The sequence below is a fragment of the Pseudomonas sp. ATCC 43928 genome, assembly GCF_005938665.2.
In the GTDB taxonomy this organism is placed as follows: domain Bacteria; phylum Pseudomonadota; class Gammaproteobacteria; order Pseudomonadales; family Pseudomonadaceae; genus Aquipseudomonas.
The window spans coordinates 389,059-412,170 of sequence record NZ_CP041753.1; the positions used below are offsets into that span (position 1 = coordinate 389,059).

Consider the following 23,112-nt stretch of genomic DNA (forward strand, 5'->3'; position numbering starts at 1 on the left):
GATTCGTAAGGAAATTAATACCTATCCGCCAATGCGCGCTCCAACCAATGATGGCCATCCGCTTGACGCGTTCCCCCGCTGTCGTAGACTCCGCTCATCCGTCAGGGAGTTACGGTTATGCGGCGTTTTCGTGTTTGGGTTGCGGGATTGACCTTTGTAACGTGCGTAGTACAGGCGCAAGCGCCTGCGCCAGACGATCCGTTGCTGGAAAGCAACGCGGTCGGCGGTAACGCGTCAGCCAGCAGTGAGGCCCGTGGTGTGTTGCGAGCCCGGGATCAGGCGGTGCTCGCCAGTGAGTTGTCGGGGCGGATTGTCGAGTTGCCGTTCAGTGAGGGCGAGTCGTTCAAAAAGGGCGACACCCTGGCGCGGTTTGACTGTTCGGCTTATCAGGCTCAGCTCAACGCGGCACAGGCCGCCAATCGTGGCGCCGGTGAGGAGCTGGCCCATAATCGGCAACTGGCGGCGTTGAATTCGGTGGGGCGCTTTGAAGTGGCGCGGGCCGAGGCCAAGGTCAGCGAAACCCAGGCGCAATCTCAGGTTTATCAGGTTCAGGTCAAACGCTGCAGCGTGGTCGCGCCGTTCGATGGCCAGGTCGTCGAGCGCAAGGTCAAGCGCTACGAAAGCGTTGCCGCTGGCGCGCCTTTGCTGGATGTGGTCGATAACCGCACCCTGGAAATTCACCTGTTGGTGCCTTCACGCTGGATGGGCAAGCTCAAGCCCGGCCAGACGTTCAGTTTTGTCCCCGATGAAACCGGTCAGCCGCTGGATGCCACGGTCAAGCGCCTCGGCGCGCGGATCGACGAAGGCAGCCAGACCTTGCTGCTGGTGGCGACACTGCCCAACGCCAGCGGCCTGTTGGCCGGCATGAGCGGAACGGCCCGTTTCGCGGAGCTCAAGTGAACGCCCCGGTAACGGGCGGCGCCGAGCAGGTGTTCGCCAGGTTTCTCGACCTCGAACGCCAGACCCGCGCGGCTCGTAATCCTTCGCAACTGGCCTACAGCCTGGTCAATGACGGCCAAGCGCTGTTCGGTTTTCGCCATGCCGCGTTGTTGATCGCTGGCAAGGTGCAGGCGGTGACCGGTGTCAGTGCGGTGGAGCCGAATGCACCGTTTGTGGCGTTTGTCGAACAAGCGGTCGCGCAGCTGTTCAAGCTCGAGGTGCTGAAACAGGCACGGGTGATCGCGCCCGATCTGCTCAGTGAATCGATTCAGGCCGATTGGCAAAGTCTGTCGGCCGCTCAGGTGTTCTGGTTGCCACTGATTGATCATCAGGGCGAGATCTTCGGCGGGCTGTGGCTGGCGCGAGATGTGCCATGGAACCCTGCCGAGCAGGTGCTGTTGTCGCAACTGGGCGACACCTACAGCCATGCCTGGCTGGCGCTGCAACCGCGCAAACCCTGGCGACTGCGCTGGACGCGTAAGCGTCAGGTGGCACTGGTCGCCGTGTTGTTGCTCGGGTTACTGATTCCGGTGCGCCAATCGGTGTTGGCGCCGGCTGAGGTCGTCCCGTTGGGCGGTCGGGTGGTCGCGGCGCCGCTGGACGGGGTGATCGCCGAGTTCCTGGTCAAACCCAACCAGACGGTGAAGACCGGCGACCTGCTGCTGCGCTTCGAAAGCACCACGCTCAAGGCTCAGGCTGATGTGGCCGAGCGCGCTCTGGGCGTTGCCGAAGCGGAACTCAAGGCCAATTCCCAACGTTCCTTCGCCGATGCCGAATCCAGTTCGAAAATCGATCTGCTGGCCGCACGTGTCGAGCAGAAACGCGCCGAACGGGATTACGCCCGTGAACTGCTCAAACGCAGCGAAGTGCGTGCCGAGCGGGATGGCATCGCGGTGTTCGCCGATGCCGAACGCTGGACCGGCAAACCGGTACAGACCGGCGAGCGCTTGATGGAACTCGCCGACCCGAATCAGGCCGAGTTGCGCATCGAATTGGCCGTGGGCGATGCGATCGCCCTGGAGCCTGGGGCGCAGGTCGCACTGTTTCTCGACAGCGATCCACTGCAGCGGCACCAGGCCAGGCTCGAACGTTCGGCCTATGAAGCGCAGCCAACAGCTGGCGGGCAACTGGCTTATCGACTGGATGCGACATTCGACGGCGCACCGCCGCGCATTGGCTTGCGTGGCACGGCGAAAGTCTTCGGTGACCGTGCGCCGCTGGCGCTGTACCTGTTGCGTCGACCGCTGGCCGGGTTGCGTCAGAGCGTAGGCCTTTAGATGAGCCTGCCGAGCCTGCGGGCAGACCTGCAATTGTCGACGGCGGCGCCGGCCCTCGACGGGTCACCATGCTGGACCCTGGCCGACCCGGTGCGTGGACGTTATTTCAAACTCGGCGCGGCGGCGATGCGCTTGCTGCGTCATTGGTCCCTGGGTGATCCCGAGCAGGTGCTGCGTGCCGCCAACCGCGAGCCAGGGCTGCCGCTGGACGGCGCGGCGCTTGAGCAATTGCTGGAATTTTTGCGCGGCCACGACCTGATCAGCGCCCTCGACCCATCGCAGCGCGCCAGTTACAGCCTGAAGGCCGCGGCTCAGCGCCAGAGCCTGTGGAAAATTCTGCTGCATCAATACCTGTTTTTCCGGATTCCGCTGTGGCGTCCGGACGCCTTTCTCAATCGCGTCTGGCCGTGGCTGGAGCGTTTCGGCCCGCGCGCATTGCGCTACGGATTGCCCGCGACGCTGGGGCTCGGGGTGTTTCTGGTGTCGCGGGACTGGCAGCGATTCATTGCCACCTTTCCACACCTGTTCAGCCTCGGTGGTGCGCTGGCGTTCGCGGTGGCGCTGTTTTTCGCCAAGCTGTGCCACGAGTTCGGCCACGCCTTCATGGCCAAGCGCGCCGGTTGTCGGGTGCAGAGCATGGGCGTGGCGTTCATGGTGCTGCTGCCGATGTTCTACACGGACGTCAGCGACGCCTGGCGGGTCAACGATAGACGTGCGCGTTTGCTGATCGGCGCCGGCGGGGTGCTGGCGGAACTGGTGCTGGCCTGTATCGCGCTGCTCGCCTGGTCACTGCTGCCCGATGGCCCCGGGCGCACGGCGGCGTTCATGCTCGCCAGTGCGACCTGGATTACTACGCTGGTGATCAACCTCAACCCGTTCATGCGTTTCGACGGCTACTTCTTGCTCAGCGACTTCTGGGAAGTGGACAACCTTCAGGGACGTGCCTTTGCCTTGTGTCGCTGGCGATTGCGCGAGTTCCTGTTCGGCTACGCTGCCCCGGCGCCGGAGCCGTGGGCGCCGAGGATGCAGCGGCGGTTGTTGATCTGGGGATACGGCTCGTGGCTATGGCGCGCGGCGTTGTTTTTCGGGATTGCGCTGGCGGTTTATCACCTGTTCTTCAAGGTATTGGGGATCTTCCTGATGCTGGTGGAGCTGGTGTGGTTCATCTTCCTGCCGATCCTGAGCGAGTGGCGGCAATGGTGGAGTCGTCGCGAACAGGCGCATACACCTCGGGTACTGCTCAGCAGCCTGACATTGTTCGGGCTGTTGTTGCTGCTGGCGCTGCCGTGGCGCAGCGCGGTGGAGCTGCCGACGATGCTGGAGGCGGGACACACCAGCGCCTTGCACGCGCCGGTGGCGGCGCGGGTAAAAACGGTGAATGTGCATGACGGTCAGGTTGTCGCCCAGGGCGAGGTGCTGATCGAGCTGGAATCACCGGACCTGGACTCACGCCAGGCCATCGTCCGCCGCGAGATCCAGATTCAGCAGTTGCAGATGCGTCGTCAGGCCAGCCGTAGCGAAACCGCGGCCGACGCCGGAATCGTCGAGCAGCGCCTGGCGGAAGCGGTGGCTGAATACCGCGGCCTGGTCGCCCAGCGTGAGCGACTGCTATTGCGTGCGCCCCACGCCGGCAAGGTGCGCGACCTGTTGCCGCAGTTAACGGTCGGTCGCTGGCTTTCGACTAAAGATCCTTTGGCTCGGGTGGTCGAAGACGGCGCGCGGTTGCGCGGTTATCTGGCTGAAGCCGAGCTCTGGCGTGTTGCTTCGGGTGCTCGCGGGCGGTTCATCGCCGATGACCCGATGCACCCGGCGATTGCCGTGCAATTAAGCGAAATCGATACCAACGGCGCGGCCTATGTCGATCAAGAGGCGCTGACTTCCGATCATCACGGGCCGATTGCCGTACGCCGGGATGAGCATCAGCGCGCCGAGCCGGTGCAGGCGCAGTATGGCGCGCGGTTGAGCGTCCTCGAAGAGACGCCGACGCCGGTGCAACCTTTGCGCGGCATTGTGGTGTTGCAGGGCAGCGGCGAATCGTTGTTGGGCGTTGCCTGGCGGCGCATGGCAGCCCTGGGGGTCAGGGAAAGCGGTTTCTAGGGAGAACAGCGATGGCGAACAGCGATTCAGTGGTAGCGGACGGCCTGGTGGTCAGGCCTTCGCGCACCAGCGATGGACCTTTTCTGCATAGCCTTTACCAGGCGGCGCGGCCGGATCTGCAATGGATCGACGGCGAACAGGAAGTGGTTCAACAGGTGGTTGCCCAGCAATTCACCGTGCAGGAACAAGGACTGGGGGAAAACTTTCCCAACGCCATGCATTACGTGATCGAGAAACTCGACACAGCCATCGGCGCGTTGACCACCGACTTCGGTCCCAATGAAATTCGCGTGCTGTACCTGGCGTTCATCCCCCAGGCCCGAGGCCGGGGTTACGGGCGGACGGTGCTGCAAGGCGTGCAGAAAGCCGCGCAACAAATCCGCTGCCCGGTGGCGACGGTGGTCTGGGCCAACAATCCCCATGCGCGCCAGCATTACCTGGCGCTGGGGTTTCAGGTTGAAGAGCGCAACCCGGCGGCGGAGCGGTTGGTGTGGTACCCGCAGGGTTAAGAGCAATATAAAAAACCGTGGTGAGGGGCTCACCACATAAGCCCGCTCCCACAAAGTCTCAGTTGAAGGCGATGTAGAAATAACCCACGTCGGGATCCCGCCCCATGGTCGGTACTCGCGAGACGAAAATATTTTCCACCTGGCCCAGTTCCGGCAACTCCAGCGCACACAAGCCATCGACAAAGTCGGTGGGTTGCAGGCTGTTGAGCTCGACGCTGAACGGCATGCGCTCGCTTTTGGGCATCTGTGAATGGGGCGTTTCTTTAAGGGTGTCGATATGGATCGGCAATTCACTGCCATCGGGCAGCCGCAGCGTCCCGGTCTTGCCCAGCAGTGCCTGAAAGTGTTGGCTTTGAACCTGTTGCAGCATGGCATCCCTCCATCAAGCAAAAGTGGCCGGGGGATGTGCATCCCCCAGCCAGACCCTCAGTTACGCGAAGGGAATAATCCGTTCAGGGCGATGCTGAAGTTGAGCACCAGGAACGGGTTCATCACCGTCATGGGCAAACCATTGCCGGCGGACGAGATTTCCCCCGTCACCGTGCTAGTGACACCCTTGAGCGGTACCGCCGCAGCACCTTGCTGATCGGAGTAGATGCTCGCCGAGCCTGGCCCGCCGCCCGAGGCACCGATGTAGGAGTTGGTTGCGGTCGGGTTGGTGACCGGGTTGCTCGCCGGGCTGGCCAGTTGCAGGGTGGTGGTGGCCGTGAGCCCGGACAGGGCGTGGGTGTGGTTGGGCAGGTTATTGATGGTTGCGGTGACGTTTTCGGTCCCGGAGACCTCACCGATGACACGCGGGGTCAGGCCCAGGCCGTTGCCTTGGGCAATCGGCATGCGGCCCTGCAGGTTGGGCAGCATGAAATTGGTGGTGCCATTGCCTCCATAGTAGGTTCCCAGCAGTGAGAACAGCGCCTGGTATTGCGAGATCCCCAGCGTCTGGCCGTAGCACAGGGCCCAGCCGTTGGGGGCGAAGTTAAAGGCGAAAGGTTGGATAGTGCCCATGAATACTTCCATAGTTCCTCATCCCTCAGGTTAGTGTCTGATATGTCACATCGCAGGCCCGGTTATCCGGGCGGATCGCAGTGATCAGCCGACTCCGTTCATCTCCGTGGCTGGGTCACGCCACGCCAAAGCGTAGACGCTGATCGGAATGATTGCCGGACGTCGTCCGTCGTAAAGCCAGCATCGACGACGGGCCTGAGCCTGTCCTACAGTGCTTGAGAAAATTGCGTATTCACTGGTCGAAGTTCATCAGGTCGAGGCACATCAGGTTGAAACAAGGGGAGGCAATGGAGGCGCGCAGAGAAACACCGCTGGGTGACACTCAGGATCCGCACGCGACACCGGGCTCATGGGCGGCTGCCCGTCGCTTATTGCGGTGGGCGCGGGAGCACTGGCTGCTGCCGATCCTGGCATTGGCTGCGCTGGTGCGTTTTTACGACCTGACGGCGGCGGCGATCTGGGGTGACGAAGGGTCCAGCCTGTTGTTGAGCCAGTACTCTCTGGCCGGGATCTGGGAACATGCAGCCCATGATGTGCATCCGCCGCTGTATTTCATGCTGCTGCACGGCTGGATCGGGCTGTTCGGCGACGGCATTTTTTCGATTCGTTGCCTGAGCGCGCTGCCGGGGATTGCCACGGTCGGGCTCGGTGTCTGGCTGGTGGACCTGCTCGCGACCCGCCGCGCCGCGTTGCTGGCCGGGGTTCTGCTGGCGCTGTTGCCCACGGCGGTGCGGTATAGCCAGGAAGTGCGGATGTATTCGCTGTTGGGGATGTGGCTGATCGGAGCCACGATCGCCCTGGTGTACTGGATAAAACGGCCACAACGCACGCGCTATCTGGTGATCTACACCCTGCTGATGACAGCGGCGTTCTACACCCATTACTTCACCGCGCTGTGCGTGCTGTGTCACTGGTTGTATCTGGGCATGATACGTGTACAGCCAGGGTATCGACTGCGACACATTCAGCGCTCGGGCTGGTGGCTGGCCAATGTGGCGATTGTGCTGTTGTACCTGCCGTGGGTGCCCAGCCTGATCGATCTGATCCAGCACTTGGATCTGCTCAAAGCCAATGGTGATGTGGGATGGGAGCCCCCCGTCATGCTCGACTCATTGCCGTCGATGATCTGGTCGCTCCTGATCCAGGACGATGGCGAGAACCTGCCCACGCTGATTTTTATCGCGCTGCCACTGGCATTGGTGGCCCTGGCGGGCGTGGCGCTGGCCCGCGACCGCAGTGTGTTCCGTGGCAGTGCGCTGGCGGTGATCTACACCGCAGTCCCGTTATTGCTGGTGTTTGCGGTGTCGTTCATCTCGCCGGTGTTCATCGAGCGTTACCTGACCGCTTACGCCTTGGGTCTGCCGATGGTTGTCGCGCTGGCCGTCGATCGCTTGTACGCAGACTTCAAGGTCTTGGCACTGGCCGTGCTGCTGCTGTTTGCCGGTGTCGAGCTGGTGGGGGTGAAGAACAATGCCACGGTGGATACTGAGGATCAGATCAGCGTCATGGCCAAACACGTGAACCAGCACTTCATGCCCGGCGACCGAATCGTCACCAGCGACATGCTCTGGTATCTGAGCTACGTCTATTACAACCATACCAACGCCAAACCGATGCTGTACACGCCACCATTGGCCGATGGCCGGTCGAGCCGGCCGAACGCCTATGGTTTCGGTACGCTGGTGACCAATGACATCTACCTGGATAGCCTCGATGCCTTGCCCAAAGGTACTGGTCGGGTATGGCTGGTCGGTACCCTCGAGGGGGCGGACGAGTTCGCTCCATTGCCCGCGGGCTGGCAACGCGTCGACGAAGCCCGGGGGGGAGGCGCCGTGGCACGCTTGTATGTGCTGAAGTAATTCGTGGTTTCAGGGCTTAAACGATTCAACTTTTAAACAGTTATATAAATTGCGTTTTCCAGTCGATTTAGCTCCAATTTGATATCAAAACACCACTAGCTGTAAGGCCATTCATGGTCTACGCTCCGTCGTACAAAGGACTGAATGACGGGTGAATGGATTGCAACAATTCCACTTTATCTCCGGCTTGCCGCGCTCGGGCTCGACCCTGCTTTCTGCCATTCTTTTGCAGAATCCGCGTTTCCATGCCGGCATGACCAGCCCCGTGGGCGCACTCTTTTCCGGCGTTCTGGAGCAATGCAGCGCCGGCAGCGAATTCGGCGCGGTGATCGACACCGACCTGCGTCGCCGCCTGTTGCGTGGCCTGTTCGATTCTTATTACGCCGACAAGGCCGACAAACCGGTGGTGTTCGACACCAACCGCCTGTGGAGTTCGCGCCTGCCGGCGATCAGCGATCTGTTCCCTCAAGCCAAGATCATTGCCTGTGTGCGCAATGTCGCCTGGGTCATGGACAGCATCGAGCGCCTGTACCGCGCCAATCCCTTCGAAAACACCAAGCTGTTCGGCGATGCGGTTGAGCGCAACACGGTCTACAGCCGCTGCGAAACCCTGGCCCAACGCAATCGGTTGGTGGGGTTTTCCTGGGCCGCCCTCAAGGAAGCCTATTACGGCGAACACGCCGACTCACTGCTGATCATCGATTACGACCTGCTGAGCCAGGCGCCAGAGCGGGTGATGCGGCTGGTTTACGACTTCATCGGTGAACCCTGGTTCGAACATGATTTCGATCATTTGGCCTACGACGCGCCGGAATTCGACCAGGCCCTTGGCCTCTCGGGGCTGCACAAGGTGAAGGCCAAGGTTCAATTGCAGTCCAGGCGCACGATCCTGCCGCCGGATTTGTTCAAGCAATACGCCGAGTTGTCCTTTTGGCTCGATGGCTCAGCCAGCGCCGCCAATGTCATTCGTATGAAAGCCGACGCCGCGATCAGTTGATCGCGGCGTTTTCATTGGTCTGTCAAAAAGTTCGAGTCCGGGTGAGCAGCATGTGGTGGAGCAAAGGCAAGTCGCGGGTTACCGAAGGCGCACGAGCGCTGGCCACGCCAATGATCATGTCCCTGGAGCCGCGCATGCTGTTCGACGGCGCGGTGGCCGCCACAGTGGCCGATACTGCCCAGGCTGACACCCATACCACGGCCGACGCGGTCAAGGCACCGACTGCCGACAAGTCGGTCGCCAGCAAGGACACCCACGGCCAGGCCGATGCCACGCCAACCCCGACACCTGTCGCGGTGCCAGGGCAAAGCGTGGTGTTCGTCGATTCGCGGGTCAAGGACGCCAACAGCCTGCTTAAAGGCGTCGCGCCGGGCACTCAGGTGGTCCAGCTGGACGCGGGCAAGGACGGCTTGCAGCAGATTGCCGACTACCTCGACACCCATCAGGGCATCAGTTCGGTGCAGATCATTGCCCACGGCAACGCAGGCGATCTGTGGCTGGGTAATAGTTATCTGTCGGCCGATAACGTCGCGGCCCGCAGCGCCGTGCTGGCGGAAATCGGCAAGGACATGAACGTCGGCGGCGACATCATGATCTACGGCTGCTACACCGCCGAAGGCGAGCGCGGCTTGAGTTTCGTCGACTCGCTGGCGCAACTGACCGGCCGTGATATCGCCGCTTCCAGCAACCGCACCGGGGTCGGTGGCGACTGGAATCTGGAAATTGCCACCGGCAACATCGAAAGCGCCAACGTGCTCTCGACCACGGCCATGAGCGAGTATCAGTGGGGCCTGGCCACCTGGACCGCCACCAACAACGCCAACACGGGCGTCGGCTCGCTGCGTGCCGCCCTCGCCTCGGCGCAGAACGGCGATATCGTCACATTCAGCACCGGCATGACGGTGCAGTTGACCTCCGAATTGCTGATCAACAAGAACGTCTACGTTGATGGCGACTTGAACAACGACGGTGTGGCAGATGTGACTCTTGATGGTCAGTACAAGACCCGAGTGGTTGAAGTGGCGTCTGGCAGTACCGTGACGCTCGATGGCCTGGTGATCACCCGTGGCCTGGTGGCGGGCAACGGTGGCAACGGTGGCTACGGCGCCACGGGCGCAATGGCCGGGGGGATTTTCAACGCCGGGAACCTGACCCTGAAAAACGTTACCGTGACCTCCAACGCCGCTTCCGGTGGTGGTGGCGGCGGTGGTGTCACGGGCGCTTTTTACGGCGGTGGCGGCGGCGGTGGTGGCGGTTTGGGCGGCCAGGGCGGCGGGCACGGCGGATCGGCAGGGCCGGGCACCGGCACATTGGGCGGCCAGGCGGGCAGCGGCGGTGTCGGTGGTTATGGCGGCGGTTATGACGCCACCCACATGGGCGGTCGCGGTGGTTCCACCACTGGCGGTGCTGGCGGGGTGGGCGTTTCCTATTACAGCAACGGCGGTAACGGTGCGACGGCCACCAATGGCACGATTTCCATTGGCGGTGGCGGCGGCGGGGCCGGTTGGGACAAGGTAGGTGGTGCTGGCGGCAACGCGGTAGGCGGGATCTACAACGCCAGCAGCGGCACCATAACCGTCATCGGCACGTCGACCATCAGCAACAACATCGGCGCCGGTGGCGGTGGTGGCGGTGGTGGTGGCCAAGGCAGCAATGCCAGTAATGGCGGCATTGGCGGCCGGGGCGTCGGTGCGATCTGGAACAAAGGCACGCTACTGATCACGGCTGCCAACTTCGCGGCCCTGGCCGGTAATGCCGCAGCCAGTGGTGCAGGCGGTACCGCGCAGGGCGGAGGTTCAACCGGCACCTCGCCGACCTCTTTCTCGACTATCTACAACGACGGTGGCGTACTCAACACCGCGTATTCGCCACCGCCGACCGCGACCATTGTGGTCGCCGACACCACACTGAGCATCGGCGAAACGTCCTTGGTGACGATCACCTTTTCCGAGGCCGTGACCGGTTTCACCAACGCGGACCTGACTATCCCCAACGGCACCCTGAGCGCCGTCAGCAGCAGCGATGGCGGCATCACCTGGACGGCAACGTTCACCCCGTCCGCCAGTATTTCCGATACGACCAACGTCATCACCCTGGACAACACCGGCGTGATAAACGGCCTGGGCACCGCCGGCGTCGGCACCACCAACTCCAATAACTACACGGTCGACACCGTACGCCCGACCGCGACCATCGTGGTGGCGGACAATGCGCTGAAAGTCGGCGAAACCTCGCTGGTGACCATCACCTTCAATGAAGCGGTCACCGGTCTCACCAACGCGGACCTGACGATTGCCAACGGTACGCTCACGGCGGTGAGCAGCAGCGATGGCGGCATCACCTGGACGGGAACCTTCACCCCAACCGCCAGCATCACCGATACGACCAACCTGATCACTCTGGACAACACCGGAGTCAGCGACCTGGCGGGCAACGCCGGTAGCGGCACCACCGACTCCAACAACTACGCCATCGATACGGTACGCCCGACCGCCACGATTGTGGTGGCCGATACAACGCTAACCGCGAGTGAAACCTCGCTGGTGACCATTACGTTCAGCGAAGCGGTGAGTGGTTTCACCAACGCCGACCTGACCATCGCCAACGGCACGCTGAGCGCGGTGAGCAGCAGCGATGGCGGCATCACCTGGACCGCGACCTTCACGCCGTCGGCCAGCGTCAATGACACCACCAACCTGATCACCCTGAACAATACCGGGGTCAGTGATCTGGCGGGCAACACCGGCAGCGGCACCACCAATTCGAACAACTACATGATCGACACCGTCCCGCCGACCGCGACCATCGTGGTCGCCGACAACGCACTGAAAATCGGCGAAACCTCACTGGTGACCATCACCTTCGATCAGGCGGTGAGCGGTTTCACCAACGCGGACCTGAGCATCGCCAACGGTACACTCACGGCGGTGAGCAGCAGCGACGGCGGCATTACCTGGACGGCGACCTTCACCCCGACCGCCAGCATCACCGACGCGACCAACCTGATCACCCTGGACAACTCTGGCGTGCAGGCGGCCGCCAGCGGTAACGTGGGCATTGGCACGACCGACTCCAACAACTATGCGATCGACACCGTGCGCCCGACGGCCACTATCGTGGTCGCGGACACGGCACTGAAAATCGGCGAAACCTCGCTGGTGACCATTACGTTCAGCGAAGCGGTGAGCGGTTTCACCAATGCGGACCTGACCATCGCCAACGGTACGCTCACGGCAGTGAGCAGCAGCGACGGCGGCATCACCTGGACCGCAACCTTCACCCCGAGCGCCAGCATCAACGACACCACCAACCTGATCACCCTGGACAACACCGGAGTCAGCGACCTGGCGGGCAATGCCGGGAGCGGCACCACCGATTCGAACAACTACGCCATCGATACGGTACGCCCGACCGCCACGATTGTGGTGGCCGATACAACGCTGACCGCGAGTGAAACCTCGCTGGTGACCATTACGTTCAGCGAAGCGGTGAGTGGTTTCACCAACGCCGACCTGACCATCGCCAATGGCACGCTGAGCGCGGTGAGCAGCAGCGATGGCGGCATCACCTGGACCGCGACCTTCACGCCGTCGGCCAGCGTCAATGACACCACCAACCTGATCACCCTGAACAATACCGGGGTCAGTGATCTGGCGGGCAACACCGGCAGCGGCACCACCAACTCCGGCAACTACACCATCGATACGGTGCTGCCGACGGCGACCATCGTGGTGGCCGACAACGCGCTGAAAATCGGTGAAACCTCACTGGTGACGATCACCTTCAGCGAAGCGGTGAGCGGTTTCACCAACGCTGATCTGACCATCGCCAACGGTACGCTCACGGCGGTGAGCAGCAGCGACGGCGGCATCACCTGGACGGCCACGTTCACACCGACCAGCGCCATCACCGACGCGACCAACCTGATCACCCTGGACAACACCGGCGTGCAGGCGGCCGCCTCCGGTAACGTGGGCAGCGGCACCACCGATTCCAACAACTATGCGATCGACACCGTGCGCCCGACGGCCACTATCGTGGTCGCGGACACGGCACTGAAAATCGGCGAAACCTCGCTGGTGACCATCACCTTCTCCGAGGCGGTGAGCGGTTTCACCAACGCGGACCTGACGATCGCTAACGGCACGTTGACCTCGGTGAGCAGCAGCGACGGCGGCATCACCTGGACCGCGACCTTCACACCTTCGGCGAGCATCAACGACACCACCAACCTGATCACCCTGGACAACACCGGGATCAGCGATTTGGCGGGCAACGCCGGCAGCGGCACCACCGATTCCAATAACTACGCCATCGACACCGTGCGCCCGACCGCCACGATTGTGCTGGCCGATACAACGCTGACCGCGGGCGAAACCTCGCTGGTGACCATTACCTTCAGCGAAGCGGTGAGTGGTTTCACCAATGCCGACCTGACGATTGCCAACGGTACGCTCACGGCGGTGAGCAGCAGTGACGGCGGCATCACCTGGACCGCAACCTTCACCCCGACCGTCGGTGTGAATGACCCGACCAACCTGATCACCCTGAACAACACCGGGGTCAGTGATCTGGCGGGCAACACCGGCAGCGGCACCACCAACTCCGGCAACTACACCATCGATACGGTGCTGCCGACGGCGACCATCGTGGTGGCCGACAACGCGCTGAAAATCGGTGAAACCTCACTGGTGACGATCACCTTCAGCGAAGCGGTGAGCGGTTTCACCAACGCTGATCTGACCATCGCCAACGGTACGCTCACGGCGGTGAGCAGCAGCGACGGCGGCATCACCTGGACGGCCACGTTCACACCGACCAGCGCCATCACCGACGCGACCAACCTGATCACCCTGGACAACACCGGCGTGCAGGCGGCCGCCTCCGGTAACGTGGGCAGCGGCACCACCGATTCGAACAACTACGCCATCGATACCGTGCGCCCGACGGCCACCATCGTGGTCGCGGACTCGGCGCTGGCGGTGGGTCAGACATCAGTGGTGACCATCACCTTCTCCGAGGCGGTGACCGGCTTCAGCCTCGCCGACCTGACGGTGAGCAACGGTACTCTGAGCAGTCTGAGCACCAGCGATAACATCACCTATACCGCCACCCTGACGCCGGCGGCGAGCATCACCGATGCGACCAACCTGATTACCCTGGACAACACCGGGGTGACCGATGGGGCCGGCAATACTGGAAGCGGCACTACCGACTCCAACAATTACGCCGTCGACAGCCAACGCCCGACGGCCACCATCGTCCTGGCGGACGCCGCCCTGAGTGCCGGAGAAACATCGTTGGTGACGATCACCTTCTCCGAGGCGGTGACCGGTTTCACCAATGCCGACCTGACCATCGCCAACGGTACGCTCACGGCAGTGAGCAGCAGCGATGGCGGCATCACCTGGACCGCGACCTTCACCCCAACTGCCGGCGTGAATGACACGAGCAACGTCATCACCCTGAACAATACCGGTGTGACCGATGTGGCCGGCAACACCGGCAGTGGCACCACCAACTCGGCCAACTACACCATAGATACGGTGCTGCCAACGGCCACCATCGTGGTGGCCGACAACGCGCTGAAAATCGGTGAAACGTCGCTGGTGACCATTACCTTCAGTGAAGCGGTGACCGGTTTCACCAATGCCGACCTGACCATCGCCAACGGTACGCTCACCGCGGTGAGCAGCAGCGATGGCGGCATCACCTGGACGGCCACGTTCACCCCGACCACCAGCATCACCGACGCGACTAACCTGATCACCCTGGACAACACCGGCGTGCAGGCGGCCGCCTCCGGTAACGTGGGCAGCGGCACCACCGATTCCAACAACTACGCGATCGACACCGTGCGCCCGACGGCTACCATCGTGGTCGCGGACACGGCGCTGCAAATCGGCGAAACCTCGCTGGTGACCATCACCTTCAGCGAAGCGGTGAGCGGTTTCACCAACGCCGACCTGACCATCGCCAACGGTACGCTGAGCGCGGTGAGCAGCAGCGATGGCGGCATCACCTGGACGGCGACCTTCACGCCTTCGGCGGGCATCAACGACACCACCAATCTGATCACCCTGGACAACACCGGGGTGACCGATGGGGCCGGCAATACTGGAAGCGGCACTACCGACTCCAACAACTACGCCATCGACAGCCAGCGTCCGACGGCCACCATCGTGTTGAGTGATTCGACCCTGAAACCGGGGGAAACCGCCCTGGTGACCATCACCTTCAGCGAAGCGGTGACGGGTTTCGACAACAGTGACTTGAGCGTCGCCAACGGTACCTTGAGCGCGGTCAGCAGCAGCGACGGCGGCATCACCTGGACCGCGACCTTCACCCCGACTGCCGGGGTTACCGACGCCAGCAACATCATTACCCTGAACAACAGCGGCGTGTCGGACGTGGCCGGCAACACTGGAGCGGGCACCACCAACTCGGCCAACTATGTGGTGGAAACCCAGGTGCCGACCGCCACCATCGTCGTTGCCGACAGTGCCCTCAAGGCCGGTGAAACATCGCTGGTGACCATTACCTTCAGCGAAGCGGTGAGCGGTTTCACCAATGCTGACCTGACGGTCGCCAACGGCACCCTCAGCAGTGTTTCTTCCAGCGATGGCGGCGTGACCTGGACGGCGACTTTCACGCCTGCCGCCAGTGTCACGGACACCACTAACCTGATCCGCCTGGACAACAGCGGTGTGACCAACGTGTCGGGCAATAGCGGCGTCGGCGTGACCGACTCCAACAACTACGCCATCGACACCGTGCGTCCGACCGCGACCATTGTGGTCGCGGACAATAAACTGGGTATCGGCGAAACCACCACGGTGACCTTTACCTTCAGCGAAGCGGTGTCCGGTTTCGACCTGTCCGACCTCAGCGTGGCCAATGGCGTGTTGTCCAACCTGGCCAGCAGCGACGGCGGAGTGACCTGGACCGCCACACTCACGCCGACCGCCAGCGTCAACGATGCGACCAACCTGATCCTGCTCGACACCGGCAATGTGCTCGACGCCGCGGGCAATGCCGGCGCCAGCATCGCCATCTCCAACAACTACGCACTTGATGCGACCCGTCCGACCGTCAGCATCGTGGTTGCCAATCCGGTGTTGGGAATTGGCCAGACGACACTGGTGACCTTCACGTTCAGCGAAGTGGTCAGCAACTTCGACTTGTCGGACCTGAGCGTGACCAACGGTGAACTGACCAATCTGGCCAGCAGCGACGGCGGCAAGACCTGGACCGGGACCTTCACGCCCACCGCGAACATTACCGACCCGAGCAACTTCATTGCGCTGGACACCAGCAATGTGACGGACCTGGCGGGCAACCTGGGCGCCAGCGTCGCGGTATCCAATAACTACACAATCGACACCGTACCGACGCCACCCCCCTTGGTGTTGACACCGGTGGTCGTGGCCGATCCACCGAACGTGCCATTGCAACCGATCATCTTCACCCCACCCACTGGCGATCTCGGCTCGCCGCTGACCTTTGCCCCGTTGTTTGAACAACGGGTGATGGGCAATGGCATTCGGCCTCTGGGCGACATTTTCATAAACCACGGGGCGCTGACGCCGAGTTTTATTGCCCAGGTATTCACCAGCAGCGACAACGGCGGCGATGGCTCAGGCCACGGCTTCCTCGGCTTTGGCGGGGGCGATGGCGGGGTCTTCGGCAGCAGCACGCTGTCGAGCCTGTTCAATCAGGCCACCAGTAGCGAGGGGGATTCGCTGAACACCTTTGGTAATCAGTCAATCAGGGCGGGGGATGTTTCCCAAGGGCTGCGCGGCGTGTTTGGCGCACCGAGTCTTGGCCAGCAATTACAACAGCTCAAAGACACCGAGCAACGGCAGGTCGACAGCCTGGCCGCGGCTTTGCAACAGGTCGGCATCAGTGAAATGCAGGCCTGAAAAAATCATTAAAGCAGTGCGGCACCGGGGGCAATACAAGGATGAAAAGAAGTCATAAGTTGTTCGGCGCCAGCCTGCTGGCGCTGGCGATCAGCGGATGTGCAGTCACCAGTCAACCGATCGAACGCAGCGTCAGCCAACAGCGCGCCAAAAGCGATCTGCAAAACATGTACAAGGGTCAGGAGCCCCTCAGCGGCCCGCTGACCCTGCACCAGGCCATGGCCCGCGCGGTGAAATACAACCTCGAAGGCCGGCTCAAGATCATGGAAGAAGCCCTGGCCAAGCGCCAACTCGACCTCGCCAGTTTCGACATGCTGCCGCGCATGGCGCTGGATGCCGGTTACGTGGGGCGCAACAACGTCAACGCCTCCAGCAGCCAGAGCGTGCGTACCGGCACCCAGTCTCTGGAACCGTCGACCTCCCAGGACCGCGACCGTGACGTGGCGGACCTGACCATGGTCTGGAACGTGCTCGACTTCGGCGTCAGCTACATCAGCGCCAAGCAGCAGGGCGATCAGCGGCTGATCGTGCAGGAACGTCGGCGCAAGGTGATCAACACCATCGTCCAGGACGTGCGCTCGGCCTATTGGCGAGCCGTGGCCGCCGAACGTTTGCTCAAGCAAATCGACAGCCTGATGGCCCGGGTCGATACCGCCCGTGAAAATAGCCAGAGCATGAGCCAACAGCGTATCGGCGATCCGATCCAGTCGTTGGCTTATCAGCGCTCGCTGATCGAAGCCACCCGGCAACTGGAAGAGCAACGCCGCGCGCTGTCGCTGGCAAAAACCGAGTTGGCGACCCTGATCAACCTGCCACTGAATACCGAGCTGACGCTGGCGACCCAGGACGATTACGACATTCCGGAACTCAAAGTCGACCTCGCCAGCCTGGAGCAGGAAGCCCTGACCAGTCGGCCGGAGTTGCGCGAGCAGGATTACCAGACCCGCATCAGCGCGGCCGAAACCCGCAAAGCTATGCTGCGCCTGTTACCAGGGCTGGAGTTCTCCGCTGGCGGGCATTACGACAGCAACTCGTTTTTGGTGGAACAGAGCTGGGCGGATTACGGGGTGAAAGTCACCTGGAACCTGTTCAATGTGATTTCCGCACCCGCCGCGATCGATGTCGCCAAGGCCGGCGAAGAAGTCGCCGCGGCACGTCGTCAGGCAATGTCCATCGCAGTGTTGGCCCAGCTCTACGTGGCCAACGCCAACTACCGCGAAGCACTGCGGCAGTTCCAGACCAATCAGCAATTGTCGAACATCGACGGGCAAATCATCGGCCAGCTGCGCAACCGCTATCAGGCGGCCGGGCTGGGCGAACTGGATCTGATCCAGGGCGAACTGAACACGTTGCAGGCCGATCTGCGTCGCGACCTGTCCTACGCTGACCTGCGCAACGCTTACGGGCAAATCTTCGCCAGCGCCGGTCTCGATCCGCTGCCGGACGAGGTGCAATCTACCGAAGTCCAGTCCATCGCCACCGCACTGGCCAATCGCGAAGCGGCATGGGCGGCGGGCAACATCTCAGTACCGCCGGTGGCCCATGCCCCGGTCCACTAACCTGCTGGCGCCGACGGCGAGCATCAGCCGTGCCCAACGGGAGGCCCGCAACGGCCATCGCGGCACGGCGATTCTGCTGACTGGTTTGCCGGCGGCGGGCAAGTCGACATTGGCCCAGGCACTGCACGCCGAGCTGTTCGAACATGGCGTGCAGAGTGTGGTGCTCGATGGCGATGGACTGCGGGTCGGGCTCAATCGCGATCTGGGGTTCACCGACAGTGATCGCCTGGAAAACATCCGCCGCGCCAGCGAACTGGCGGCGCTGTTGGTCGAGAACGGGCAGATTGTCATCCTCGCGATGATCGCGCCCTTGGTGGAGTTGCGCGAACTGTTTGCCCGACGGCTGGGCGAGGATTACCGCGAAGTCTGGTGCAGCGCCTCTTTGGCGGTGTGTGAGCAGCGTGATCCCAAAGGTCATTACGCCCGGGCTCGACGGGGTGAGTTGGCGGGGTTCACCGGTGTTTCCGCGCCTTACGAACCACCGCCGTGTGCGTCGCTGGTGCTCGATACGGGCGCGCAATCGGTCGAGGCCTGTCTTGACCGTTTGCTGACCTGGCTCGGCGAATGTGCGGTGCTGCCAAAACGATGAGCCGACCGGCATTCTCCCGATTGCCGGTGACGGTGGATTTGCCGTTGCTGTTGCAGGCGCTGGCGGCGATCGGTGAGGACGACTGGCACGGTCATTTCAACAGCGCTTACTACACCGGTGACTGGAGCGGCGTGGCGCTGATTTCCGCGGCCGATGCCTTGACCGAGCTGGCGCCCGGAAGCGGTGAGCCTCGAGTGCGCGAACCCTGGCAACGGGATGGTCGATGGCAGCAAGGGCTGCGGGATCTGCCGCTGGAGATCGTCTGCGCGCGCCTGTTGCGACTTGGCCCGGGCGGGCGTATCCATGAGCATCGTGACTATGACCTGGGCGAGCCGGATGCGGACTTGCGTCTGCACATCCCGCTGCTCAGCCCCCCTCAAGTGGACTTCATGCTGGACGGCCAGCGCATGCCGATGGCCGCTGGCGAGTGCTGGTACCTCGACCTGGCGCGACCTCATCGCGTGGACAATCGCGATACCCAGACACGGATTCATCTGGTGCTCGATTGCCGGCCCGGTGCCTGGCTGGAGCAGGCGATTATCGACGGGCTGGCAACCACGCCGTCGCCGCAAATCGGTGATCAAGCTTTAGAGCAATTCAAGGCACTGTTGGCCAGCGATCCGCAGCTGTGCAAGACCTTGCAAGGTTTGCCGGACAACGAAGCCTTTATCGACCGCACCCTGGCGTTGGCCGCCGAGCGTGGCCTTGTGTTCACCCGCGAAGAATTGCGTGCGGCGATGCGCGATGGTCGCCGCCAGTGGACTGAACAATGGAGCGCCTGAACCTCGAAGGCTGGTTGCCGATTCGCGTGTGGCAAGAGGCTGGGCAATGGCAAGTCGACTGGTGCTGGTTCGGTGACACGCGGCTGCATCAGCCGTTTTTTCGTGACGCCGTGGAGGATGCGCTGCGGCTGCCGTTCAATCAGGCGTTTCGGCGGAAAACGGCGTTGTCGACCCTCGCGGACTGGCGGGCTTGCAGTCCCGGCCTGACGCCGAGCGCTTTTATCTTTCACGCGTCCCGCTGTGGCTCGACCCTGATCAGCCAGATGCTGGCGCGACTCGACAATCACATTGTCATCAGCGAACCACCGCCACTGGACGCGTTGCTGCGCAGCGATTTGCCTGCCGTCGAGCGTCGTGCCGCGATCAAGGGGTTACTGTCGGCCTACGGGCAATGTCGACGTGGCGTGGAGCAACGGTTGGTGATCAAACTCGACGCCTGGAACATCGGTGAACTGCCGTTACTGCGCGAGTGCTTCCCTGAAGCACCGTGGCTGTTTCTTTATCGCGATCCGCTGGAGATTGCTGTCTCGCATCTGCGTCGCCCGGGCGTGCACATGGTGCCGGGGATGATCGGCGCCAGTGTGCTGGATGACGAATTTCCATTCAGCGGCCGTGAGGATTACATCGCTCGGCGGTTGGGGCAATTGCTGGCGTCGGGGTTGGCGCAATGCCAGGCATTTGGTGGCTGGGCGGTGAATTACAGCGAACTGCCGCAGGCGATGGCGGGGCGGTTGGCGGCGTTCTTTGCGTTGGACATCGAGCAGCGCCGGCAAGTGTTTGCAGCGGTGGGGCAACATGCCAAGCAGCCGTCGCAGGTGTTTGTCGGCGACGGCGATGACAAGCGTCGCGAAGCCTCGGCGTTGCTTCATGAACGGGTGGAGCGCTGGGCGCGGGAGCCGTATGAGGCGTTGGAACAATTGCGCAAAATATAATCTTATTGTGGCGAGGGAGCTTGCTCCCGCTGGGGCTGCGTAGCAGTCGCAGATGTTGGGGCCGCTTCGCGACCCAGCGGGAGCAAGCTCCCTCGCCACAGGTTATCGGTGGATCAGGATTTTGACGACAAATCCGCCATCCCCTTGAGCAATTCGATCGGCAGCGGGAAGACGATGGTCGAACTCTTGTCACCGGCAATCGAACTCAGCGTCTGCATGTAGCGCAACTGCATGGCCCCCGGCTGACGCCCGAGCATTTCGGCAGCCTGCATGAGTTTTTCCGAGGCCTGCAATTCGCCTTCGGCGTGGATCACCTTGGCCCGGCGTTCCCGTTCGGCTTCGGCCTGTTTGGCGATGGCGCGAATCATCGATTCGTTGAGGTCCACGTGCTTGATCTCGACGGTGGCCACCTTGATGCCCCAGGCATCGGTCTGGGCATCGAGCACTTGCTGGACGTCGACGTTCAGCCGTTCCCGTTCGGCCAGCAATTCATCGAGTTCATGTTTACCGAGCACCGCCCGCAACGTGGTCTGAGCCAGTTGGCTGGTGGCCATGAGAAAGTCCTCGACCTGGATGATCGCCCGTTGCGGATCGAGCACCCGGAAATACAGCACTGCATTGACCTTGACCGAGACGTTGTCGCGGGTGATCACGTCTTGTGGCGGTATGTCGAGCACCACGGTCCGCAGGTCGACACGAACCATTTGTTGAACCGCCGGAATCAGCAGGATCAGACCCGGGCCCTTGACCTGCCAGAAGCGTCCGAGCTGGAACACCACGCCGCGTTCGTATTCGCGCAGAATGCGGAAAGTCGACCCCGCCAGTGCAATCAGCAATAACAGCAGCGCGGCAAAACCCAATTGCAGACCCATGACTATTCTCCACCCGGTGCCGCGTCAGTCGCGGCCACTTGCAGCAGTAGACCCTTGCGTGCCACCACCCGGACCTGTTGTCCCGGTTTAAGCGGTGTGGCACTCATGACTTGCCATTGTTCGCCTTGCAGGTGCACCCAGCCGACATAAGCGTTGCCAGCCTGCAACGACGTTATCGGCGTCACGCTGCCCAGCAATTCGGCGTCGCCGCTGAAGTTGCGGCGCGGCCGGGTTTTCAAGGCGCGAATCAGCAGGAAAATCAGCAGCAGTGCGCTGATCAGCCCCAGGACGATGATCAAGGGAACAGGCACTTCGGCATCGGTCAGAATCAGTGCGCCGATCACGAACATCACAATGCCGCCAAAACCGACCACGCCGAAATTGGGCAATGCCGCCTCGGCGATCATAAACGCGATGCCGAAGGTGATCAGCCAGATCCCGATCGGGTCGGGAACCAGCACTACAACGGTGTCCGCTGCGAAAACCGGTCCGCTCAGGGCCAACAGCAGCGCAATTACACAGCAACGAATGTTCACTTGACCCTCCGGGAGAGTCATCCGTCCGCGAGCCGTTCGTGGCTCTGTGTACAAGTCTAGTTGAGCCTGTGGCTGTATGAATTTTGACCAGTTGTTGACCGCCTCCGACGGGCGGATTTCCCGCCGGATTCCACCCGCGGGCCTAGACTTTTAATGGAGAGAAAAAATTCTAACCATCGTCCGCCATTCGTTGTTGCGGACACCGAGGTGCATCATGCGTATGGCAAAAACCGTGCAGACCAGCCTGGACAAGGCGCACTGCGAATATGACATCGTTTCCCATCCGCACTCGGCCAGCAGCCTTGAAACGGCGCGGCTCGCAGGCATTCCTGCTGAACGGGTGGCCAAATCGGTGATCCTCGACGATCGCCACGGGCATTACTTGATGGCCGTACTGCCCGCCAGCCGTCACCTGGACCTGAGCAAAGTCCGTGGCAGCAGCGAATGGCAAGTCACCCGGGAAAGCAACCTGCCGCACCTGTTCGACGATTGCGAACGCGGCGCCGTGCCTGCATTGGGCGAATCCTATGGCCTGGACATGGTCATCGACCCATTGCTGACCCGGCAGCAAGACATCTACCTCGAAGCCGGCAACCACAACAACCTGGTACACATGAGCGTGCCTGAATATCTGAAAATGGTGCCGCATGCCGAGGTCTGCGAGTTGAGTCAGTCGGCCTAGTGTCGACATAACTGCCGTCATCGCGGGCAAGCCTCGCTCCTACATTCGACCGCGCGTCCCTGTAGGAGCGAGGCTTGCCCGCGAATGGCCGCGCCACAGTCACCCATCCAATACGCGATCACAAAGGAGCGCCACATGGAATCCCCCACCCACAGCCTCCCGGCCCTGTTCAAACAACTCGGCCTGCCTGACGACCCCGAAAGCATTGATAAATTCATCGCTACCCACTCGCCGCTCAAACCCGAATTGCACCTGGCGGACGCGTTCTTCTGGAGCGAGAGCCAGGCAGAGTTGCTGCGTGAGGAAATTCTGGATGACGCGGATTGGGCGGAGGTGGTGGATCAGTTGGATGTAATGCTGAGGAAGGGGCGGGGGGTGTAAAAAAATCTGGAGAAAAATGGCGAAATGTAAAAAAACTGGTGAGTGGTAAAAAAAACTGGGCAGAAACTGAGTTTGTTAGCTTTTTCCGCGTCTGGCCGTTGCTCGCCAATTTGTTTCAAAACTTGACCAACTTTCCCCTCGAATGCCATATTGATAGTTAGCAAACTAACAGTGTGT

The 23,112-nt window shown here is 62.0% G+C and carries 17 protein-coding genes; 13 read left to right on the forward strand and 4 right to left on the reverse strand.

Features of this window, described 5'->3' with window-relative positions; translation table 11 throughout:
* Window positions 1-117 precede the first annotated feature (117 nt).
* From FFH90_RS01740 to FFH90_RS01755, 4 genes are read left to right on the forward strand one after another with little or no spacing between them, the layout of a single operon-like run.
* Window positions 118-900, forward strand: a complete 783-nt coding sequence (locus FFH90_RS01740; protein ID WP_138866594.1) for an efflux RND transporter periplasmic adaptor subunit — start codon at window positions 118-120, stop codon at window positions 898-900.
* A complete protein-coding gene (locus FFH90_RS01745; protein ID WP_138866595.1) occupies window positions 897-2,216 on the forward strand; it encodes an efflux RND transporter periplasmic adaptor subunit in 1,320 nt (439 codons plus the stop codon). Before FFH90_RS01740 ends, FFH90_RS01745 begins: the two co-directional genes overlap by 4 nt.
* The gene (locus FFH90_RS01750; RefSeq protein WP_138866596.1) at window positions 2,217-4,313 is read left to right on the forward strand and encodes a biotin/lipoyl-binding protein; all 2,097 of its coding nucleotides are present in this window, start codon (window positions 2,217-2,219) and stop codon (window positions 4,311-4,313) included.
* Window positions 4,314-4,324: 11 nt separating this feature from the next.
* Window positions 4,325-4,822 carry a GNAT family N-acetyltransferase gene (locus tag FFH90_RS01755; RefSeq protein ID WP_138866597.1) on the forward strand — a complete coding sequence of 166 codons (498 nt, stop codon included), beginning with the start codon at window positions 4,325-4,327 and terminating at the stop codon, window positions 4,820-4,822.
* 58 nt (window positions 4,823-4,880) lie between these two features.
* On the opposite strand, the gene FFH90_RS01760 is transcribed toward FFH90_RS01755, so the two are convergent.
* Together FFH90_RS01760 and FFH90_RS01765 are read right to left on the reverse strand one after the other, a co-directional pair.
* A complete protein-coding gene (locus FFH90_RS01760; protein WP_007940987.1) occupies window positions 4,881-5,192 on the reverse strand; it encodes a hypothetical protein in 312 nt (103 codons plus the stop codon).
* 56 nt (window positions 5,193-5,248) lie between these two features.
* Window positions 5,249-5,836, reverse strand: coding sequence for a phage tail protein (locus FFH90_RS01765; protein ID WP_018929399.1), 588 nt, complete (start codon window positions 5,834-5,836; stop codon window positions 5,249-5,251).
* 275 nt (window positions 5,837-6,111) lie between these two features.
* On the opposite strand from FFH90_RS01765, the gene FFH90_RS01770 reads away from it, so the two are divergent.
* From FFH90_RS01770 to FFH90_RS01800, 7 genes are all read left to right on the forward strand, one after another.
* Complete coding sequence (locus FFH90_RS01770) at window positions 6,112-7,683, forward strand: glycosyltransferase family 39 protein (RefSeq protein WP_138866598.1); 1,572 nt, start codon at window positions 6,112-6,114, stop codon at window positions 7,681-7,683.
* A gap of 151 nt (window positions 7,684-7,834) precedes the next feature.
* On the forward strand, window positions 7,835-8,680 hold the full coding sequence (locus FFH90_RS01775) for a sulfotransferase (RefSeq protein ID WP_018929397.1): 846 nt from the start codon (window positions 7,835-7,837) through the stop codon (window positions 8,678-8,680).
* Window positions 8,681-8,730: 50 nt separating this feature from the next.
* Window positions 8,731-16,602 carry an Ig-like domain-containing protein gene (locus tag FFH90_RS01780; RefSeq protein ID WP_225602985.1) on the forward strand — a complete coding sequence of 2,624 codons (7,872 nt, stop codon included), beginning with the start codon at window positions 8,731-8,733 and terminating at the stop codon, window positions 16,600-16,602.
* Window positions 16,603-16,643: 41 nt separating this feature from the next.
* Complete coding sequence (locus FFH90_RS01785; RefSeq protein ID WP_111454008.1) at window positions 16,644-18,161, forward strand: TolC family protein; 1,518 nt, start codon at window positions 16,644-16,646, stop codon at window positions 18,159-18,161.
* Entirely contained in the window at window positions 18,145-18,750 is a 606-nt protein-coding gene (gene cysC / locus FFH90_RS01790) for an adenylyl-sulfate kinase (RefSeq protein ID WP_111454007.1), read from the forward strand. Before FFH90_RS01785 ends, cysC begins: the two co-directional genes overlap by 17 nt.
* On the forward strand, window positions 18,747-19,532 hold the full coding sequence (locus tag FFH90_RS01795) for an aspartyl/asparaginyl beta-hydroxylase domain-containing protein (RefSeq protein ID WP_138866599.1): 786 nt from the start codon (window positions 18,747-18,749) through the stop codon (window positions 19,530-19,532). Before cysC ends, FFH90_RS01795 begins: the two co-directional genes overlap by 4 nt.
* A complete protein-coding gene (locus tag FFH90_RS01800) occupies window positions 19,520-20,464 on the forward strand; it encodes a sulfotransferase (protein WP_138866600.1) in 945 nt (314 codons plus the stop codon). Before FFH90_RS01795 ends, FFH90_RS01800 begins: the two co-directional genes overlap by 13 nt.
* Before the next feature lie 113 nt (window positions 20,465-20,577).
* On the opposite strand, the gene FFH90_RS01810 is transcribed toward FFH90_RS01800, so the two are convergent.
* Together FFH90_RS01810 and FFH90_RS01815 are read right to left on the reverse strand one after the other, a co-directional pair.
* Window positions 20,578-21,336, reverse strand: a complete 759-nt coding sequence (locus FFH90_RS01810) for a slipin family protein (protein ID WP_018929390.1) — start codon at window positions 21,334-21,336, stop codon at window positions 20,578-20,580.
* Between the two features lie 2 nt (window positions 21,337-21,338).
* The gene (locus FFH90_RS01815; RefSeq protein ID WP_111454004.1) at window positions 21,339-21,872 is read right to left on the reverse strand and encodes an NfeD family protein; all 534 of its coding nucleotides are present in this window, start codon (window positions 21,870-21,872) and stop codon (window positions 21,339-21,341) included.
* A gap of 214 nt (window positions 21,873-22,086) precedes the next feature.
* Here FFH90_RS01815 and FFH90_RS01820 point away from each other — a divergent pair, with 214 nt between their 5' ends.
* Together FFH90_RS01820 and FFH90_RS01825 are read left to right on the forward strand one after the other, a co-directional pair.
* A complete protein-coding gene (locus tag FFH90_RS01820; protein ID WP_111454003.1) occupies window positions 22,087-22,554 on the forward strand; it encodes an aminoacyl-tRNA deacylase in 468 nt (155 codons plus the stop codon).
* A 135-nt stretch (window positions 22,555-22,689) separates the two neighbouring features.
* Window positions 22,690-22,935 carry a DUF2789 domain-containing protein gene (locus FFH90_RS01825; RefSeq protein ID WP_018929387.1) on the forward strand — a complete coding sequence of 82 codons (246 nt, stop codon included), beginning with the start codon at window positions 22,690-22,692 and terminating at the stop codon, window positions 22,933-22,935.
* Window positions 22,936-23,112 lie beyond the last annotated feature (177 nt).

Bases quoted from the DNA above. Each gene is read 5' to 3' on its own strand.
- FFH90_RS01785 (WP_111454008.1), top strand. From the start codon at position 16,644: ATGAAAAGAAGTCATAAGTTGTTCGGCGCCAGCCTGCTGGCGCTGGCG.
- FFH90_RS01760 (WP_007940987.1), bottom strand. From the start codon at position 5,192: ATGCTGCAACAGGTTCAAAGCCAACACTTTCAGGCACTGCTGGGCAAG.
- FFH90_RS01750 (WP_138866596.1), top strand. From the start codon at position 2,217: ATGAGCCTGCCGAGCCTGCGGGCAGACCTGCAATTGTCGACGGCGGCG.
- FFH90_RS01825 (WP_018929387.1), top strand. From the start codon at position 22,690: ATGGAATCCCCCACCCACAGCCTCCCGGCCCTGTTCAAACAACTCGGC.
- FFH90_RS01755 (WP_138866597.1), top strand. From the start codon at position 4,325: ATGGCGAACAGCGATTCAGTGGTAGCGGACGGCCTGGTGGTCAGGCCT.
- FFH90_RS01740 (WP_138866594.1), top strand. From the start codon at position 118: ATGCGGCGTTTTCGTGTTTGGGTTGCGGGATTGACCTTTGTAACGTGC.
- FFH90_RS01820 (WP_111454003.1), top strand. From the start codon at position 22,087: ATGCGTATGGCAAAAACCGTGCAGACCAGCCTGGACAAGGCGCACTGC.
- FFH90_RS01770 (WP_138866598.1), top strand. From the start codon at position 6,112: ATGGAGGCGCGCAGAGAAACACCGCTGGGTGACACTCAGGATCCGCAC.
- cysC (WP_111454007.1), top strand. From the start codon at position 18,145: ATGCCCCGGTCCACTAACCTGCTGGCGCCGACGGCGAGCATCAGCCGT.
- FFH90_RS01800 (WP_138866600.1), top strand. From the start codon at position 19,520: ATGGAGCGCCTGAACCTCGAAGGCTGGTTGCCGATTCGCGTGTGGCAA.
- FFH90_RS01765 (WP_018929399.1), bottom strand. From the start codon at position 5,836: ATGGAAGTATTCATGGGCACTATCCAACCTTTCGCCTTTAACTTCGCC.
- FFH90_RS01795 (WP_138866599.1), top strand. From the start codon at position 18,747: ATGAGCCGACCGGCATTCTCCCGATTGCCGGTGACGGTGGATTTGCCG.
- FFH90_RS01780 (WP_225602985.1), top strand. From the start codon at position 8,731: ATGTGGTGGAGCAAAGGCAAGTCGCGGGTTACCGAAGGCGCACGAGCG.
- FFH90_RS01810 (WP_018929390.1), bottom strand. From the start codon at position 21,336: ATGGGTCTGCAATTGGGTTTTGCCGCGCTGCTGTTATTGCTGATTGCA.